Origin of the sequence: Exiguobacterium sp. s28 (genome assembly GCF_018618135.1) — a bacterium.
Lineage (GTDB): Bacteria > Bacillota > Bacilli > Exiguobacteriales > Exiguobacteriaceae > Exiguobacterium > Exiguobacterium mexicanum_A.
In genome coordinates this window covers 1-19,075 of the sequence record NZ_JACSLL010000008.1, presented here as the reverse complement: position 1 = coordinate 19,075, position 19,075 = coordinate 1, and the positions used below count along the sequence as shown (strand labels likewise).

Here is a 19,075-nt window from a genome sequence, read left to right as displayed (position 1 = left end):
ATTGTCAGTTGCGTCTCACGCGCCAGACGAGGAGCGTGATCAAAGTAAATGCCGTCAAGGCAAGGAACGGGATCGTGACGAACCCGTTCCAGTTGATGTATTGCACGTTGCACGGTACGCCTTGCACGCACGGCTTGATATCGGCGAAACCGGGTACTTTTTGAACCAAATAATGGTACAGTGAAATCAGACCGCCGATGATGGAGAGCGGCAATACATACTTCTTCACCGCCCGGTCGTCCGTGAACACGGCGACCCCGAGCAAGATGACGAGCGGATACATAAAGATGCGTTGAATCCAGCAGAGCTCACATGGCACGAACTCACGAATCTCGCTGAAATAAAGACTGCCGAACGTCGCCGTGAGGGCGACGAGCCAAGCGAGATACAGACCATAACGGGTCAAGAATGACTGCTTCATGGTGTGCCTTGCTCAATCAATCGCTCAATCGTCTCGTAGTCGAACGGGTCTTCGAGCATGACGCCGTTAATCATGATCGATGGCGTGAACTGGACACCGTGCTCTTTGACAAGCCCGTCATCGAGACTCACCTGTTCGAGCACCGTCGAGTTTTCACTCAAATCGTCCTCGAGCTTCGCCACGTCGACCGATGTCGTCTCGCTCGCAATCTCTGTCAACCGCTCGACCGTGACCCATGCCTCGTCGTGCTGCTGACTCGCCGGTTGCGCGTCGTAGAGCGCCTTATGGAAATCCCAGAACGCGTCCGGGTCTTGTTCATACACCGACTCTGAAGCGAGCGATGCCAAAATCGACTCTTGTCCGTGGAACAGGACGTTGATGTAGCTGAAACTGATTTTTCCGGTGTCGATATAGTCTTCCTTCAACTTCGGATAGACCGTTTCGCCCCACTGTTTACAAGACGGGCATTTATAATCCCCGAACTCCACGACCGAGACGGGTGCGTCCGCATCGCCGAGCGTCGGCTGGCCTTCCGTCGACACGTGTTCTGTCGTCGCCGGTGCCGCCGTTTCGGCTTGTTCGGTCGGTTGATTCATCAGGACGACCACGACGGCCACCAAGGCGACCGCGAAGAGCGTCGCGATGACCAATAGTTTATTCTGTTTCATTATGTCTCACCTCTATTTATATCGATTCGTCTTTCATTATAACGAAAGCGCTATCTGTTTCCACGAAATCGACCTTGTTTTTTCTCAACTTTACTTCATGTCATGGAAAAGATGACGATGACGTCGCATCAACTCGTGAACAAGCTCAGACAATCTTCATTCAAAAAAGAGTGTCTTTCCTAGTGAAATTATGTCTCGAGTTCACTATACCTAGACGATTCTTCATCCCTCTGTGAACGCTAGAATAAAATTGACAGTTTTTGCTCGATACGATTTTACACTATTGCCGAAAAATCAGAACAGAACTCCGATAGAGTAGTTGAGGCTATTTTATCTGGAGGGAATGGATTTGGAGGAAAAGTTAGTGTTACATATCAAGATTCATCAAATGTATCAGCAAAACATGAAAGTGGCTCAAATCGCACAGCACTAAAAATATCGAGACCGACGGTATATAAGTACCTGAAGATGACATATGAAGATGCCCTACATGAATTTGACGAGAAAGCCTGTTCACGAAAGAAGAAGCTCGATGCCTACCGAGACTGGATCATTGCATGGTTGGAGGAGTATCTGCATTTGAGCAGCGCACAAGTACATGACTGGTTACTTGAAAGATATCCCGACCTGTCGGTCGGATCGAGCACGGTCAGGACATACGTGAATGAAATCCGAGAAATCTATCAGATCGAAAAGAAAAGGGTCGTCCGCCATTACGAGGCCATCCCAGAACAACCGATGGGCAAGCAAATACAGGTGGACTGGGGTGAGACCAGACAACGGACTAAAGATGGAAAAATGATAAAGCTTTATTTCATCGCGTTCTTACTTACGCACTCTCGGATGAAATATGCCGAATGGAGAGAACGACCGTTCACCACCAAGGACACCATTCACTGCCACGAAAATGCGTTCCAATTTTATGGTGGGCGCCCTTCTGAAATCGTCTACGACCAGGATCACCTCATCGCAATCAACGAGAACGCAGGTGACGTCCTATTGACCAATGAGTTTCAAGCCTACGTGAACGAACGGAAGTTCAAGATTCATTTATGTCGCAGGGCCGACCCGGAGTCGAAGGGTATGATCGAGAACGTCATGAAGTACATCAAACGGAACTTCGCGGACAGCCGAGTGTACCGGCATATCGAGGATTGGAACCACCGTTCCATGAGATGGTTGGAGAGGACTGGAAATCATAACGTCCATCAGACAACGAAAAAAAGACCAGCTGAAGTGTTCTCCGTCGAAAAACAACACTTACAACCGGTCTTATCGCTACTCTCTTTCGAAAGTATCCGTACCGAAAGTATAGCAAGGAACGTCAGCAAGGACAACACAATCCGTTATCGCTCAAACCGTTACACCGTCCCAATCGGGACCTACTCATCGGTCAAGAAGAAGGTGGTGTTTCTCGAGGTGACCGAACAGGAACGGTTATTGATTCGCGAATCTCCCGAGGGAGAAGTGATCGCAGACCACCGGGTCAGCAAAGAGAGCGGAAAACTGATTCAAAGCCGTGACCACCTTCGGGATCGTTCCAAAGGAATCGAAGAACTGAAGCAACAGGTCCTCACCTATTTCGAGGACAGAGGGGCGGCGTCCGATTATCTGGGTAGCTCTCAAAGCGTTACCCGAGATACCGACGTGACCAGTTCAACATCATTAGGGACGTCGCGACCATGTATCCTAATCACTTAACGATAGCACTGGAAAAGTGTTCGCAAGAGAGTCTGTTCAGCGCCAACGATTTCCGGGACGTGGTCCACTATCTCGCGATCCTCGCGGACGATGGGTGTGATACAAAACCCGATACCGAACGTCCGAAGAAATCCGGGATACAGGTCGCAACGAGGCCGATCCAAGCCTACACCGACATCCTGAAAGGGGTGACGGCAAAATGAGTCAAAGCGTTTCCGAGTTACAACAGGACTTTCGGCAGCTTCGTCTCGCCGAGACGGCTGACGCCCTCCCACAGATTTTGAGAGAGGCCGAAATGGCCTCCTGGACGTATATCGAATTTCTAAGTGCCATCACGAACCATGAACGCGCAAAACGAGACGCTAAAAGTTTGGAAAGACGAATGAAGTGGGCCCGATTCCCGTTCATCAAATCCCTCTCGGAGTTCAATTTAGTGGAACAGACCGCACTAACCGCCCGACAGCTGAAGCAGTTGAAACAACTCAACTGGCTCGAACAACAGTACAACCTGATCCTCTTGGGCCCTCCGGGCGTCGGAAAGACGTTTTTGGCTGTGGGGCTGGGAATCGAGGCGGTCAACCACGGGTTCAAGGTATACTTCGTCACGATGGGCGAACTCGTCCAACTATTAAAAAGTGAAGAGTTCTCAAGCAAGTCGAAGATCCAGTTAAAAAGGTTGCGAGATTCGGACCTGGTCATCATCGATGACCTGATGTACATGGCGATGGGCCAACGAGAAGCCAATCTCTTCTTCCATCTCGTCAACCACCTTTATGAGCGCAGCTCGATCATCCTGACCTCGAACAAAAGCCCCGATCAATGGGGCGAATTGATCGGGGACCAGGGCATCACGACTGCGATACTGGACCGCTTACTCCATCGCGTCGAAATCATACATAGTGATGACGACAGTCATCGGATGAGGAACCGAAAATCATTGTTTTCGGCAGAAGTGTAAAAGGCAAACGAGCAAAAAGTGTCAAAATCAACTTGACGTCTACACCCTCGCATATGACCACCCAGAAACATATCTCCACTAAAATCCTTTCTGAACAAACCCTATCCGCTTATAATGACAAAGGTCTACCTATTGTCGTTCTAAGGTTTGGTGCCATCTGTGCAGAAACGAATTCTTATGGGGTGGCGATCACATTAAACGCATGCTGAACTTCGACAATGTGACATGGGTTCACCTTGATGACTCCGTTCCTTAGGTCCATACCGATAATTTATTAGAAATGATTTACATAGTTTTATTACAAGGCATAGACGGAGAAGTCTACCACGCCATAAAACAGAATGTAGACAATCGCAATTCCCGTGTAAGATTAGCCATTGCCGCAAAAAAAGAAAATCATTGCTCCCAATTATCAAGTAAAAAGTGACCTATACATTCGATAAGATTCAAGCAATTGGATATAGACCGCGTAAAACATGCAAGCAGACGGTGGGAAAACTTCAAAAAAATCGGGAGAAGAATAAGGGTATGGTCTCATTTTTGAACACAAAAACACCATTCGCCCGATTAGTCAGGCTATTGACAAACCAAATCGCCCTTTGCGATTTGAACCGCTCCCCGTCAAGTAGACAGGGCAAATAATGAAAACCAATCTAAACGGCTTGAGACCTGTATTCGACAGGGCTCAAGCCGTTTAGTCGTTTCTAGAGTAGACCATGGTTGTAGAACGATATGTAGGTCTCGATGGCCGACGTGAGTTCGCTATAGACCTGGAACTCACGCAAGTAGTACATCTCGACTTTCAAAGTGCCCCAAAAACTCTCGATCGGGGCGTTGTCGAGACAACGACCAACTCAGGACATGTTGCCGATTAGTCCTGCGTCTTTCACCATACGTTTGAACCCTCTCGAGGTATATTGGAGCCCTCGGTCACTATGGATCATCGGACGCGCTCCTGGACGGAGCCCCGCGATGGCTGGCATCATCGTCTGGAAGACGATCCCGTTGTTGTTGGACCTTCCGATACGATAGGCGACGATCGATCCGTCGTACAGGTCGATGATCGCGCTCAGATACGCCTTCTTCCCGGTACCATATTTGAACTCGGTGACGTCGGTGCACCATTTCTCGTCCGGCCGAGACGCACCGAATTCTCGGTTCATCAGGTTCTCGGCCACATGCTGTGGCATCGACTTCTTATGTCTCTTCCGCTTCCCGCGGATGATCGATTGGATCCCATGGATATGCATCAGGCGATAGACTTGCTTTTCATTGAACGTGGACAGACCTTGTTGCCTGCGTAGCCGATTGATTGTCATCGTGACCCGACGGTAGCCGTATGTACGGTTCGCCTGGTCATAGAGTAGACGAATGTCCTCCAGGAGCTTCTCGTTCTCTTCTTGACGCACCGATACGGTGCGGTTCAACCATTTGTAATAGGCCGCACGTGAGATGCCAGCTGGGAAACCTGGGTCTATCAAGGATTGGCGGTTCTAATAGTGGGTTGCCCGTGTGCCTTAGTCACTTCGACGCCGATTTCGATTGTTTCCGCCATCGGTAATGCTGCCAAAAAAGGGGTCTTGATTAAAGGCGGCGTATACCTGGAAGAAATGGGCGCGCTGAAAGCTATTGCATTTGACAAAACCGGTACCCTGACCAAAGGTGTACCTGTCGTCACAGACTTTAAAATCACGAACAAGCAGGTAAACGAGAGAGAACTGCTTTCTATCGTGACGGCATTGGAATATCGTTCTCAGCATCCGTTGGCCTCTGCCATCATGAAAAAAGCGGACGAGGAAAACATACCTTACACCTCTATCAGAGTTGAGGACTTCTCTTCCATCACAGGAAAAGGCATTAAAGGAACGATAGACGGCACCACCTACTTTATCGGAAGCCCGCTTCTCTTTAACGAGCTAGGTGTTGAAAGTATTGATAATAATCTGGACCAAACCGTAACGGCTCTGCAACAGCAAGGTAAGACTTCGATGATTATCGGAACGAAACAAAGCATATTGGCGGTTATCGCCGTAGCCGACGAAGTCCGGGAATCCAGCAAAGAAATCATCCGGAAACTACATGATATGGGTATTAAAAAGACAATTATGCTGACGGGTGACAACAAAGGGACAGGCAAAGCTATCGGCCAGCAAGTTGGCGTCAACGAAATCCAGGCAGAATTGATGCCAGAGGATAAATTAAATGTCATTAAACGCTTGCGAGCTGAGTACGACAATGTCGCGATGGTCGGGGACGGCGTAAATGACGCTCCGGCACTCGCTGCCTCTACTGTTGGAATTGCCATGGGTGGTGCTGGAACGGATACCGCTTTGGAAACAGCAGATGTCGCCCTGATGGGCGACGATTTGAGCAAACTACCGTTTACGATAAAATTGAGCCGAAAATCCCTAAATATTATCAAAGTGAACATCGCGTTCGCTATCAGTATCAAAGCGATTGCATTACTCTTGGTCATCCCGGGCTGGCTCACCCTATGGATAGCTATTATGTCCGATATGGGGGCAACTCTTCTGGTAGCACTGAACAGTTTAAGACTGATGAATGTCAAAGAATAAAAAAACAAAAATATTCATTTTTATATCCTCGAATTTGTACTGGGTATGATAAAAATAAATGATCTCTGTTTTTTAAGACGGCTTTAAGATGACTTCGGTATTGTTCCCGAGTCATCTTTTTAGGTTTCATTATCAGCTTTTTTATCATCAGACAGTTTTAATCGAGGCCGAACCTTATTCATTGACCGGAATATTCTCCGAAGTATGGAAAGAAAATCCGGTCGATAGGTCTACTAAACTATGACAATTAAATCTAAATATTTGAACGTTCGTTTTGGAATCATTCATTCATTCGAATACATCCTATTTTAAGAGACGAAATTTCGATAGTGTTCAAAAAAAAAACGAATGAGGGGGTTTCTAAATATACCCTCATTCGATATTCAGTTTCCTTGCACGTAGAAAAGTATTTATTGGTATCAGACGGTATGAAGTATAGAATTTTTACTCATATGTCGAACCTCAGTGTGGATTTGGTGCAAGGATGACTTATTTCTTTAGTTGTGTTTTTTTGATTCTAACTCTATTGTAGAATGTTTAATATCTAGTTTTGAAGTCACTTCTTTGACTTTTTGTTTAACAATAGTTGAATCCTTTAGATTCATCTCTTCTACTATTAAGTGTAAATTCATGGCGTTATCTTCGCCATCAATTGACCAGACATATAGGTTTTGAACAGAAATCACTTCTTCAATACCTTCAATCTTTTGCTTCACCTCATCGATGTCAATACCATCAGGGACAGCACCTAAAAGTATTTTCATTGTTTTAACTAAATTACGAAACACATTCACTAATATAAACAACGCAATAGCAATTGATAGGATGGGGTCAAGTATATGTATATCCTTGAAGAGTAAAACTATCCCTACTACAAGAACGGCAATCCAACCTAAAACATCTTCTAAAAGGTGCCAAGATAGTACTCCCTCATTTACTGATTTTCCTTTGTGTAGACGGAATGCCGCAAAACCATTTAAAAGCACACCAAAAATTGCAAACCAAATCATTCCTTGTGCATTAGAATGCTCCGGTTCAAACAGTAGAGGAATTGCTTGAGTAAAAATATATACAGATCCAATTATTAATATTGTCGCATTTATTAATGCTCCTAAAAGGGAAAAACGATTATATCCAAAAGTGAAGTTATGATCGGGTTTTTTGTTCGAAAATTTTTGTAAGAACCAGGACAGGCCCAATGCAAGAGCATCACCTAAATCGTGAATGGCGTCCGACATGATTGCAACACTATTAATCAAAAATCCCCCGATAAATTCACCAATCGAGAAAACAAGATTAATTATAAATGCTAGTTTGATATTTTTTGATGCCTTATCAGTACTCGCCATTGTTCGATCTCTCCTCACTTGGTAGTCCATCCTTAAAAAGGTTAGTTGTTAGAATAATACTGGTCTCTAGCGTTCTGCAATATAATAAATTTCTTTGCCTATTGATTGTAAACAACGCATACTTGAGAACTTAAGCGCAGTTCTTAATATTTTAATAAACAATCGAAGGACGTAATTTTTGAAAGCGAAATTAAATACATGTATCTAATTTGTTAGAACCATTTAGGCACTAATTTTATATATAAGACTTCTCCGAACAATTCGGTAACGGTCTGTAAAATGATCACTACAGCTACTTGTGTTGATAGGGGCTCTGGTAATATAGATGCTAATGGAAGAACTACAAGTGAATTCCTTGTTCCCATACTAAATGTAATTGCTCTTCTTGAAGCAATATCTAGTTTGAACAACTTACCAAGGGACTTTGACACCCATGGTATGATAAGTAGAAATAAAATATAAACTGGTATTACATCTATTAATGTCCCGAGGTCACTATACACTTCCCTAATTTGAGAGGCAACTACCACAAAAAGTACAAAAGACATAAATGGAACGGGAATCCATGGCGGCATTTTCATGATACGATTACCTAAAGAACTCTTTTTAGAACACAATTGTGTCATTATCGCTAATAGAAGCGGTATAAAAATCAAAAATAGAAATGCATCTAGAAATGGACCCATCCTAACGATACTAATAGCCTTTTCTCCTAATAATACGAATAAATATATGGGTAAGAGTATCGTCTGTAAAATTAAAAGAATCGGTGTTACTTTTAACAATATTGATTCGTTTCCCTTTCCCATCTTTGTAAAAACAATCACATAGTCGATGCACGGTGTTAACAACACCAAATACACCCCCAGCATTAGTGATGAATCTTGAAGAAATATGATAACCAAAACCTAAACTATTAAAGGAACGGCAACAAAATTTCCTAATAAAAGAGCTACCACAAACCTCATGTTTGTAGCAGATCCATTCGATTTCAGAAACGGAATTTGAACGAACATCCCATACATCAAAACTCCTAAAAGGGGAGAAATAAAAATATCGAGATATACAGCTTCTGTATTCAATAGACCAAAGATTACTGCCAACATCAAAAAAATGATGTATATACTGACTTGGTGGGCTTCCACCTTCTCTAGCACTTGAATTCCGAATTTGCTTTCCTTCTCTATCAAAATCACCCCCAAAATTTTCAGGAAATTTCAGAATGAAATAGATAACTCCACGATTTTAATTGCCAGGGCAAGAGGTTTTATATTTTTTCTTCTAGTATTTTTATTTATCCAACAGTAAAAATACCGACTGAAAGTAAATATAATTAAGGCTCATTATTTACACTTCCGAATATAGTTAGTATCTTGAATATATATCAGTCAAAAAATAAAGTGATAACCATTAAAAAAATAATTATTTTAGCCTAAAGCCACATCTAAAATCATCATGATTGTAAAGCCAAACATTAAACAAACAGAAGCCAAGTCCTTGTTTCCATTTTCTTGAGATCCTGGGACTACCTCCTCCACTACAACAAAAATCATTGCTCCTGCAGCAAAGCTTAGCGCAAACGGAAGTAAAGGCTCCATTATGAGTACTGCTACTACTCCTACCAACGCCGCGAACGGTTCAACCATACCAGATAACTGGCCATAGAAAAAACTTTTACGACGAGATAATCCATCTCGTCTCAATGGCATTGACACAGCAGCACCCTCAGGGAAATTTTGTATGCCGATTCCGATTGCCAGCGCGATAGCTCCCGTGATTGATGATGAAGGGAATCCTGCTGCAACTGCTCCAAATGCAACGCCTATGGCAAGTCCCTCTGGAATATTATGCAATGTTATTGCTAACACCAGTAACGTGCTCCGCTTTCTCTTCTTAGGGTTTATACCCTCAGCCTCATCCATCGGTGAAGTGGGATGCAGATGTGGAATCACTTTATCAACACCTGATAAAAAGAATCCTCCAAGTAAGAAACCGATTGCAGCTGGTAACCACGCCGGAAGAGAATCTTGTTCCGCCATCTCAATTGCAGGTGAGAGTAATGACCAAAAACTAGCGGCAATCATTACTCCTCCAGCAAAACCGAGCATCCCATCCATTAGCTTTTGATTCATTGATTTTGTCATAAACACTAACGCGGCACCAAGCGCCGTCATCCCCCAAGTGAATAAAGTACCCAGCAATGCTTGAGTAAGGGGTTCTAACGAAGAAATATATTCAATCATCTATCAAAACTCCGTTGCCAAAAATCGAGTTTCTATACATGCTCAAAATTAAGTAACTATTATCCAAAATCAGCATTGCTGTCTCCTCCTCTTGATTGTCAATCCTACTCAACAGGTGATTTTTTTAATGTTGATGTACTACTTCCCCTACCTTCAGTTTGCAAAGCAATTCATCGCTGTGAGGATGAGAAAGAGTTTCGAATTGAATCGTAGAGTGTTGAACGTTCAGATGTGCTAAATCGTGTTCAATTTCTTGAAGTAGATTCTCACTGTCATAGATTTGTAAATTACCATCAACGACAACATGACATGAGAGTGCATTCATTCCACTTGTGATACTCCAAAGATGAAAGTCGTGTATACTCCGTACCCCCTCCTTGTTGTGAATGACTTGAAGAACCTTTTCGACATCAACGTTTTGTGGTGCACCTTCCATTAATACGTTCAATCCGGATTTCGTCACGAAATAACCACTTCGTAAAACAAGTCCCGCTACAATGATTCCTGCGAGCGGATCTGCCCAGTTCCATCCAAATGCCATGATAAGAAGCGCTGCCAGTATTGCACCGACTGAACCCAACGTATCGCTTACAACATGTAGATAAGCACCTCGCATATTCAAATTATGTTCTACGTCTGCACCTCTTAACATAATCCATCCAACAAGAAGGTTTATAGCAAGGCCAATACTGCTAACAATTAACATTCCTACGGATGCGACCTCAGGTGGTTGAATAAATCGATTGATGGCCTCATAAAAGATATATATGGAAATCAGTATGAGTGTGACCCCGTTTAAAACAGCTGCTAGAATCTCGAAGCGTCTATATCCGAACGTTTTACGATTGTTCGCTATTTGTTCACCTAATTTAAAGGCAAGTAATGCAATAGCGAGCGAAGCCGCATCACTAAGCATGTGACCTGCGTCCGCTAAAAGTGCTAAGCTATTTGTAAGGTACCCTCCAATCGCCTCTACAACCATGTATGCCGAAATAATAAAGAATGAAATGATCAAAATCTTTTTGTTAGAGGTATGAGAATGATCATGTGCATGATTATGTGCCATAAGATTAACTCTCCTTACTATATTTAGTGGTGTTTCGCATGCTCAATCGCCTGTCTTAGTAAGTTCATGACATGGTGATCATCTTCTGAATAAAATAGAGTAGTTCCTTCTCTTCTAAACTTGACAAGTCGAAGATTTTTTAAAAAACGTAGCTGATGAGACACGTTTGATTGACTTAAGTTAAGAAGATCAGCTATTCCGTTGACCGAATGTTCCTTTGTGCATAGCAGGGTTAATATTTTAATTCTTGTCGGGTCACTAAGTGCCTTGAACGTCTGAGATACAATAAATAGAGTCTCATCGTCAATCTGCGCCCCTATTTCTATTTCATTTTCTGTAGTATCTTCAATCGGTTCATCCATAAGTCAGTACCTCCGCTCATGATAACTATACATGTTCATATGTTCATATATAACTTATTAGACTTTTGCTGTGCCGTCAACACTTAATTTAAAAAACATTTATTCTATCAGCTCTACATACTTGAAGATTTGAGATACTTTCTCTGGTTTTGCGATTATTTCTTATTTTTAGCCATACAAAAACTACCTATTAGAGAGCTAGTTAGATCTCATACTCGATAGGTAGTCACGCTTTTTCAAAAAATCAATATAGTACACTAACGTTTTAAGAAAACGTCAATTGAATTATTTACTGGGTATTGTCTAATCTATTTTCCAACTTCAAAAAGCTTTTCATGTTTTTCTAAATCAAAGCTGTTTTTTAGTAAGCATACCAATTTGATACAATTAGTTCTTCATTTTTCAAATCCAAATCAAAAACTACTGTTTGGTACTGATTCGTCCAAGAATGACTGTAATCAGAAAAAAGGCGGTCAACGCTAAAAACGGAATTGTGATAAAACCCATCCAGTCAATGTACTGTGCATTACAGGAAACTCCTTGTTCACATGGTCTGACTTCCGAAAAGCCGGGCACCTTTTGTACAAGATAGTGGTAAAAAGAGATACAGAATCCGATTATTGATAAAGGGAGAACATAAAATTTGATTGAGCTATCTTCTCTGAAAACTGCAATTGCAAGAATCAAAGCTATTGGGTACATAAAGATACGTTGAATCCAACAGAGTTCACAAGGTATAAAACCACGAATTTCGCTAAAATATAGACTTCCAAGTACTGCAGTAATTGAAACAACCCAGGCGAGGTACAGTCCATATCGGTTTATTACTGAAGCGCTCATTGGGTTAGCTCCTTTTCAATTTGTTTTTTTATAGAGGTATAGTCGAATGGATTTTCAAGGATGACCCCATTAACTGCAATCGTCGGGGTCAGTGTAACATTGTATTTTTCTACGAGCGCCGCATCCATTTTAACTGATTCTAATCTAGAAGAACGACTTGATAGGTCTTCTCTAAATTTATTTAAATCTAGAGAAGGGACAGTCTTCGTCGCAATCTCTTCCATTTTCTCCACCGTAACCCATGGATTATCGTGTATTTGCACGTCAGGTTGAGCTTCATAAATAGCTTTGTGAAATTGCCAAAATGATTCTGGGTGATTTTTGTAAACAGATTCTGATGCAAGGGCAGCTAAAGTGGACTCATCTCCGTGAAACAAAACATTAATGTAACTAAAGGAAGCTTTCCCACTTTCAATGTAATCTTTTACAAGTTGAGGATAGATTGTTTCACCCCACTCTTTACACGAAGGGCATTTATAGTCTCCGAATTCTACAATTGATATCGGCGCTTCCTTTTTACCTATTGTAGGTTGATTATTAACTGATATCTTTTCATCTTGAACAATTTTAGTCTTTGATTTTTCGGAACTTTGATCATTTAAAAATAAAAAAGCTAAGACTGCAATTACTAATACGGATGTAAAAATAGTCAATAGTTGATTAGTTTTCAAAACAATTCACCTCTTTTATAAATTCGTTATTTCTTTTATCAGAATTATAGCTAAAAATACTAGAGTATCCTTAGTTTTTCAACATTGAATCCATGGACTTCTAAAAACGAAATCTATGAGTCAAACAAGTTACATTCTAACACATTCATGCAACTAAACTTTTATGCAGATGAAAGGAGGGCCAATTTATTTCTTAAAATACGTCTATTCCCCTTAATAATAGTGCATTTTAAAACAGGGCAAGAAAACTTTTAACTGTAGATAGACGAAAGCCAATAATCGTTGCATAGAATGACTAATATTTAAAGGATAAGTACCATACAGATAGTAAAAAACCATTCATGGGTCTTTACAACCAAAAAAACTACATATGAGGAGTCTATTATGAAGTCTAAACATAAATTTCGAATAAGCTTAGTAATTTCCTTGGCTTTATTAACTTCTTTTTTCTATCCCTTTAAGCTTTTAACTAGTGTTAACGTCCTAAACGTCGTACATGCAGAGGAATCTCTATTCATAACAACTGAAAATTTGAATTTGCGTTCCTCGTTCTCTTCAAAAAGCAAAGTCCTTTTGACGATTCCAAAAGGAAAAACCATTAAGAAGATAGGTGTATATGGAGAAGATAAATCCTGGTTTAAAGTTTCATTTAATTCAAAAATCGGTTATGTCTCAACGAAGTACGTGACGCCAAAACCTATACCTAAAAATTCAGTCAGTTCAATAAACACAATATATAAAACTAAAACTTCACTAAATCTGCGTAAGGGCCCATCTGTCAAATCACCCGTTTTAATGACTATCCCAAAGTCCAGCCCACTAATGTACCATGCTGCCTCAGGCCCTTGGTATAAAGTATCATACAATGGGACTCAAGGCTATGTGGCAAGTCAGTATGTAACCATATCGCCCTCGGCTATGAAGTCACGAAGTAAGCAAACGACCGAGATTCGCTCAAGCATGTCTTTAGTGAACTCAAAGGTCCTTATTACGATTCCAGCATCTACTGAAGTGACTGTACTAGGAAAATCGGGCACAACGGGTTCTTGGTTAAAAGTTATGTATAACGGTATTACAGGATTCACACCTGCTCGACATTATATAGTGCAAGTGGCACCGGGGGATTCTTTATCCACTTATCCAACATATATTACTATCGAAAATCTTAATTTACGTAACCAAGCGAGTCGTTACGGATCTATTTTGACAACAATTCCCTCAGGCACTTCGATTTCTGTCATATCGAAAAGCGCCAGTTGGTACAAGGTGCGATATAACAATCAAGTCGGTTACGTATCATCTGGTTTTGTGCAACCATTTACCGGAAAAACTCCTATAAAATCACCGGTGATTCCAGCTAACAAACACGTGATTTTAATTGACGCTGGACACGGTGGGGGAGATGCTGGTGCAGTGACTTCAAACGGTACAGTTCAAGAAAAAGTACTCACCCTAAACATTGCTAATCGTGTAGCCGACGAACTAAAGAAAAACTATGAGCTTTATGAAGTGAAACTAACGCGCTCAAATGATAGATACTTGTCACTTGTTGAGCGGACCAATCTATCAGAAAGGCTTGATGCTGACGCTTTCATAAGCGTCCACATTAATTCTTCACCTTCTTTCGCTACAGGTCATGAAGCACTCGTCCCTACTTCTAGCGCGTACACCACAAATCCATATGCGAACGCTAGCCGCAGATTAGGTGAAGTAATTAATCAAGAAATCGCCATGAACGTTCCAGATTTTAAAAATCGAGGCGTTAAGCGACAAGATGTCTATGTGGTAGGAAGAAACACGGTACCTTCTACTCTCATCGAATATGGCTTTATTGCTAACTCAGTAGATCGCTCCTATATGTCGGGAAGTAACATGATCAAAGCAACCGCCAAAGGAATTGATAAATTTATGAAGAGTTACTACTAAATAAACACCAAACAAATACTAACAAACGATTTGACCACTGAATTTGAGACAAAATGTCCTAAATTCAGTGGTCATCATTCATTTCCTCATCAAAATGGCATTATAAGTATTTCTCTTGATATACTCGAATGACAATAAACCCAAAAGAACAACTGACATAGAAATGAAAAGAAATAGAAATATAGATGGTGAAGTAATATTGATACAATGATTCCGGTTCGAGTTTTAATCATGATACGAATACTTTTATCCAGCAACGCATTTTTTATAATAGAGATAAGTTACGGAGGCAACAACATTGTTTACCATGAAAAAAATTATAGCTTCAACTTTACTTGGTGTTATGTTAGTTCAAAGCGCATCCCCTTCTTACGCTTTAAACTTGACTGAAAAACAAAAAAATATCCAGCAGAAGCAAGCGCAAAATTCTACAGAGCAACGTAAAGCTAATACGTCAATTCAGCAGCGTGAACAAGATATCACACTCGAAGAACAGAAACTGAATGACTTGGAATCCGAGTTACAGGATATTATCAATGAGGTCACCCAGAAGAAGGCTGAAATTCGGACAACCCAAAAGAAAATTGCTCAGATTCAAACTCAAATTAAAGAATTCCAGAAAAAAATGAGCTCTCAAAAGACATTGATGGAAGAACGCATGGTCACGATGCAAAAAAACGGTGGTTCTTCTATAAACTGGGCTGAATTTATTTTTGGTTCAAAAGACTTTGGTGATCTGGTTTCACGCATGATCACCGCAGGGACGATTCAAGAAAATGATCAAGAACTTTTCAAAGAATATCAATCAACAAAAAATAAGCTTCAAATTGCTAAAGCTGAATTGGACACTGAAAAAGATAAGCTTATTAGTCAAAAAGAAGAGCTAGAGAATAGTCAGAAAAAATTGAACGGCAAAATTAAAGTGCGGGCTGCTCAAATAAAAAAATTAGAGGCCGAAAAAATCCAGTTCACATCTAAATTGGTAAGCTTGCAACAAATGGAATCGACGCTTCAAGAACAAGAAAAATCAATTCAAGCAGAGATTGAAGCCCAAAGGCTTGAAGAACAAGCTAAAATTCGTACCAAAGAGGCTGCGCGTAAAGCTGCAGAAGCAAAAAGTGCCGAAAAAAATGAAATCAGCGAGAATAAAGCCTCTCTCGAAAAATCACCAAACTCTGAGAAAGTGGTAAACACTTCAAAGACTACGGATTCACTCGCTTCTCCAACAAGTGGCGGAGTTTTTCAACGTCCAACCTCAGGTATCGTAACCCAAGGATGGGGTCCAGCAGGCGGGGCCAATGGCTACAGCTTCCATAATGCACTAGATACAGCTGGACCAGTAGGAACTCCTATTATGGCTGCTCAAACAGGAACTGTAACTCGAGCAGGCTGGGGTGGACCTTATGGAAATCATGTCATCATTACGCATGTCATAGGCGGTCAAGTTTGGACTACCCTTTATGCTCACATGAGCTCATTGTCCGTTTCCGCCGGACAACGTGTGACCCGAGGACAGAACATCGGTTCGATGGGGAGTACCGGAAATTCGACCGGTTCTCATTTACACTTTGAAGTCCATCGAGGAAACTATTCGTACTCAGCTACAAGTGCAGGGAATACAGTCAACCCATCCCAATTTTTCTGAATTTCAGAGGCGAAATTGTTTAACACTATATAATTACTTCAGTAAATCACTTAATATTTAGACCACAGAATATTAGATGCCCCGTAAAAGTTGGACCTGATAATCTAATTTTTATGGGGCGATTTTTATGTCCGAAAGCTTTTAAAGTCTCGGTGACCAAACGCTAACTGACTCGCAAGAAAAACTTCAGAAAGTTAGGATGAGCTTTCGTTCGTGCCCCCACCCCCCTACGAGTGCCTGGGGAATACAATCTCAGGTGCGACATACACATTCACTATGTAGATATTAAAAACGATATGGATGGGTAGACAATCTTTAATCGATTCAATCTTGAAGTACAGACTCTTCTCTCCTTTGATGACCTTCAACTGGCAATATACGTCGAGACGAACCTTAGGTTACTAAGGCCGTGTCTAACGGTCGATGATAAATTTACGGATATGAAGGTCCAAATTCAAACCTAGGTTGTCGAAGTCACCAGATGATCTATTTCATGATCCAACTTTTTGGATTAAGTTCAATTAATATCTTTTGAACTTAATATATAAAATTGAACTTAATATATAAAATGTACATTTCTTTATTTTTTATATAGAAAAGTAAACCAATCGAGCATACGACGCTCTATAAAGTCTTGAACCTTAAAAGTGACATGGGGTCTATGCTCGATAGCTAATAAGATTGCATGATCAGGTCACTTTTAATGTAATAATCAATACATCACATTTTCGTGTATGTTAATATTAAATCGTTTAAAGGAGAGAAAAAAGATGGCAAGGTTTTTTTCACTGTTGATTGTTTTGTTAGTATTATCTGGTTGTGGAAGTACAGTAAGCAATAATGGACCTGAAGTGATTCCAGAATTAATTGATGTACAATTTAAAACAGATCCTGAAATAGTAAAAGCAAACGAAGTTATTGAACTTATAGCAACTGTTTCTCAAGGAAACGAGAAAGTAGACGATGCGGATAAAGTTGAATTCGAGATATGGAAAGAAGGCCAAGAGGAAAGCCAACACGAAAAAATTGAAGCCAATTATCAACAAGACGGACTGTATGTAATTTCTTATATTTTTGAAGAGCCCGGTAAATACTTTATATATTCACATACGACAGCAAGAAGCTATCATTCTATGCCCAAAAACGAAATATTAGTAAAATAATAAATTTTAATTATTACAATTAATAATATAGACGAGCTAATCCATGATGAAAAAACTCGTTTTTATTGAATCGCGCGACAACATCAACCTTGTGATATATGCTCGAAAAATACCAATTTTATGATATATCCTTTCCGCTCCAATGTCTGATACGTCCATTCCGTCGCTCCACCTTGGAAACTACCATCAGTTGTATGCTTATATGTAGGAATATAAACGCGAGTCAAATAGAGTCACATTGCTCAAACGCATCCTCAAAAACTCGAAGGATGCGTTTTTTGTCCTGCTGAGTATTGCGGATACAGAGAGCCACTAGTGCGGACGACTGAGCGAGTCAATATGAAGAAAAAGGCCATCGACTCATCGATGGCCAAGATCTTAGCTTATCCCTAGCCCGTGGTGTTCCCTCATTGAGGTTTCGCCATCGACCAGGATTTTATAGGAGTCGTGTACGATCCTGTCGAGAATTGCGTCCGCGATTTGGGCCTGTCCTAGATTCGAATGCCACTCCGCGTGGCGTTAGACGCGCCCACGCTCTTGCTTTTGACGTTGCCCTTACGCTCCGTGCCTCCCGTTAGAAAGGGCCAGGAACATAGAGATGCGGCGGTGAGCCAGCAGCTCTTGTTATCGGGCCGTCAGGGGGGCAGCGGTGCGATGAGCGACTTCGCCTCCTGGCGTTAGACGCTCACGCATGAGCCCGGATCACCATTCCTTCTCCCATGCCCCGTCTTCAGACACGCCCCAATCCTCGAACCGATACTTGATGAGCCAATGGACATGCATCACTTCATATTCGAATACACCCTTGGATAGCTCTGAGACGACGAAGCTGACTTCTCCATCCGCCACCACCCATGTCCCGTATAGATACACTTTCTTGATCGGACGCTCTTCTGCATCCAGATAGATCAGCACCCGGAAGTAAGGCGAGTTCCGTCCGTCATCGAACCGGACGACCTTCTCGACGCAATGTTCCCTGTCGACGACACGCATCCATTCGGGATGTTCCATCAGTTCCGAGAACACCGTCCGGACGAACGGATCCAATCCAGCGAACGCATAGTCATCAAGCAGCCCCTCATCCATCACGTCTCCCCCCTTCCGCTTCGCTATAGAACGATTCCCCGTCCAGAGCCAGTTCAGTCCTTGTTCATGAAACTACAGAAATGACGACTTTAAAAAATGTATACATGTATACGCGTATACAAATCTACATGTATACATGTATACAAATATTTTTGTTCTTATGTACGACGATTCCGTCGAATCATATTGGTATTGAAAAAGACGGTGAGGTGGGTCAAGCGTTCTCCTTCCTTCACATCACAAAGAAGATCCATGCTCACAAGTTTTAAGTCGTCAAAATCTTCTTGGAGCCGGTCAGGAAGGCGTCGAAGTGTGTAATGCAAAATAGGAGTGCAGAAGTGTGCAACGGAAACGTACACAACTCTGCACTCCTATTTTAGAAAAGAAAAAGGACTTGCCA

The 19,075-nt window shown here is 41.6% G+C and carries 13 protein-coding genes and 5 pseudogenes; 6 read left to right on the top strand and 12 right to left on the bottom strand.

Going from position 1 to position 19,075, the window contains the following annotated elements; all coding sequences use genetic code 11:
* Window positions 1-4 precede the first annotated feature (4 nt).
* Both KNP78_RS09705 and KNP78_RS09700 read right to left on the bottom strand, forming a co-directional pair.
* Window positions 5-421, bottom strand: a complete 417-nt coding sequence (locus tag KNP78_RS09705; RefSeq protein WP_214823866.1) for a disulfide oxidoreductase — start codon at window positions 419-421, stop codon at window positions 5-7.
* Window positions 418-1,089, bottom strand: a complete 672-nt coding sequence (locus KNP78_RS09700) for a DsbA family protein (RefSeq protein ID WP_214689672.1) — start codon at window positions 1,087-1,089, stop codon at window positions 418-420. Before KNP78_RS09700 ends, KNP78_RS09705 begins: the two co-directional genes overlap by 4 nt.
* Window positions 1,090-1,453: 364 nt before the next feature.
* Between KNP78_RS09700 and istA the strand changes: the two are divergent.
* A pseudogene (istA, locus tag KNP78_RS09695) lies at window positions 1,454-2,993 on the top strand (IS21 family transposase).
* On the top strand, window positions 2,990-3,748 hold the full coding sequence (gene istB, locus KNP78_RS09690) for an IS21-like element helper ATPase IstB (protein WP_214689670.1): 759 nt from the start codon (window positions 2,990-2,992) through the stop codon (window positions 3,746-3,748). The pseudogene istA and the gene istB overlap by 4 nt, the downstream one beginning before the upstream one ends.
* Before the next feature lie 704 nt (window positions 3,749-4,452).
* On the opposite strand, the pseudogene KNP78_RS09685 reads toward istB, so the two are convergent.
* A pseudogene (locus KNP78_RS09685) lies at window positions 4,453-5,208 on the bottom strand (IS3 family transposase); the annotation flags it as partial.
* Here KNP78_RS09685 and KNP78_RS09680 point away from each other — a divergent pair.
* Window positions 5,200-6,324 (top strand): annotated as a pseudogene (locus tag KNP78_RS09680) (heavy metal translocating P-type ATPase); the annotation flags it as partial. The pseudogenes KNP78_RS09685 and KNP78_RS09680 overlap by 9 nt on opposite strands.
* A gap of 497 nt (window positions 6,325-6,821) precedes the next feature.
* Here KNP78_RS09680 and KNP78_RS09675 read toward each other — a convergent pair.
* The 7 genes and pseudogenes from KNP78_RS09675 to KNP78_RS09645 all read right to left on the bottom strand — a co-directional run bounded on the left by KNP78_RS09675 (window position 6,822) and on the right by KNP78_RS09645 (window position 12,855).
* Window positions 6,822-7,673, bottom strand: coding sequence for a cation diffusion facilitator family transporter (locus KNP78_RS09675; protein WP_029336174.1), 852 nt, complete (start codon window positions 7,671-7,673; stop codon window positions 6,822-6,824).
* Between the two features lie 212 nt (window positions 7,674-7,885).
* Window positions 7,886-8,779, bottom strand: a pseudogene (locus KNP78_RS09670) (arsenic resistance protein).
* Between the two features lie 321 nt (window positions 8,780-9,100).
* Window positions 9,101-9,916 carry a ZIP family metal transporter gene (locus KNP78_RS09665; protein WP_029336175.1) on the bottom strand — a complete coding sequence of 272 codons (816 nt, stop codon included), beginning with the start codon at window positions 9,914-9,916 and terminating at the stop codon, window positions 9,101-9,103.
* A 124-nt stretch (window positions 9,917-10,040) separates the two neighbouring features.
* The gene (locus KNP78_RS09660) at window positions 10,041-10,982 is read right to left on the bottom strand and encodes a cation diffusion facilitator family transporter (protein WP_029336176.1); all 942 of its coding nucleotides are present in this window, start codon (window positions 10,980-10,982) and stop codon (window positions 10,041-10,043) included.
* A 23-nt stretch (window positions 10,983-11,005) separates the two neighbouring features.
* Complete coding sequence (locus tag KNP78_RS09655) at window positions 11,006-11,344, bottom strand: ArsR/SmtB family transcription factor (protein WP_029336177.1); 339 nt, start codon at window positions 11,342-11,344, stop codon at window positions 11,006-11,008.
* Window positions 11,345-11,764: 420 nt separating this feature from the next.
* A complete protein-coding gene (locus KNP78_RS09650) occupies window positions 11,765-12,184 on the bottom strand; it encodes a disulfide oxidoreductase (protein WP_029336179.1) in 420 nt (139 codons plus the stop codon).
* Complete coding sequence (locus KNP78_RS09645; RefSeq protein ID WP_029595508.1) at window positions 12,181-12,855, bottom strand: thioredoxin domain-containing protein; 675 nt, start codon at window positions 12,853-12,855, stop codon at window positions 12,181-12,183. The genes KNP78_RS09650 and KNP78_RS09645 overlap by 4 nt, the downstream gene beginning before the upstream one ends.
* 384 nt (window positions 12,856-13,239) lie before the next feature.
* Here KNP78_RS09645 and KNP78_RS09640 point away from each other — a divergent pair, with 384 nt between their 5' ends.
* The 3 genes from KNP78_RS09640 (at window position 13,240) to KNP78_RS09630 (ending at window position 17,589) form a co-directional block, all read left to right on the top strand.
* Window positions 13,240-14,781, top strand: coding sequence for an N-acetylmuramoyl-L-alanine amidase (locus tag KNP78_RS09640; RefSeq protein ID WP_081828362.1), 1,542 nt, complete (start codon window positions 13,240-13,242; stop codon window positions 14,779-14,781).
* 307 nt (window positions 14,782-15,088) lie between these two features.
* Window positions 15,089-16,426: a murein hydrolase activator EnvC family protein gene (locus KNP78_RS09635; RefSeq protein ID WP_214824038.1), complete on the top strand. Its 1,338-nt coding sequence runs from the start codon at window positions 15,089-15,091 to the stop codon at window positions 16,424-16,426.
* 770 nt (window positions 16,427-17,196) lie between these two features.
* On the top strand, window positions 17,197-17,589 hold the full coding sequence (locus KNP78_RS09630; protein ID WP_029336184.1) for a FixH family protein: 393 nt from the start codon (window positions 17,197-17,199) through the stop codon (window positions 17,587-17,589).
* Window positions 17,590-17,967: 378 nt separating this feature from the next.
* Here KNP78_RS09630 and KNP78_RS09625 read toward each other — a convergent pair.
* Both KNP78_RS09625 and KNP78_RS09620 read right to left on the bottom strand, forming a co-directional pair.
* Window positions 17,968-18,096: pseudogene (locus KNP78_RS09625) on the bottom strand (ATP-binding protein); the annotation flags it as partial.
* Window positions 18,097-18,291: 195 nt separating this feature from the next.
* On the bottom strand, window positions 18,292-18,675 hold the full coding sequence (locus KNP78_RS09620; protein ID WP_029595509.1) for a hypothetical protein: 384 nt from the start codon (window positions 18,673-18,675) through the stop codon (window positions 18,292-18,294).
* Window positions 18,676-19,075 lie beyond the last annotated feature (400 nt).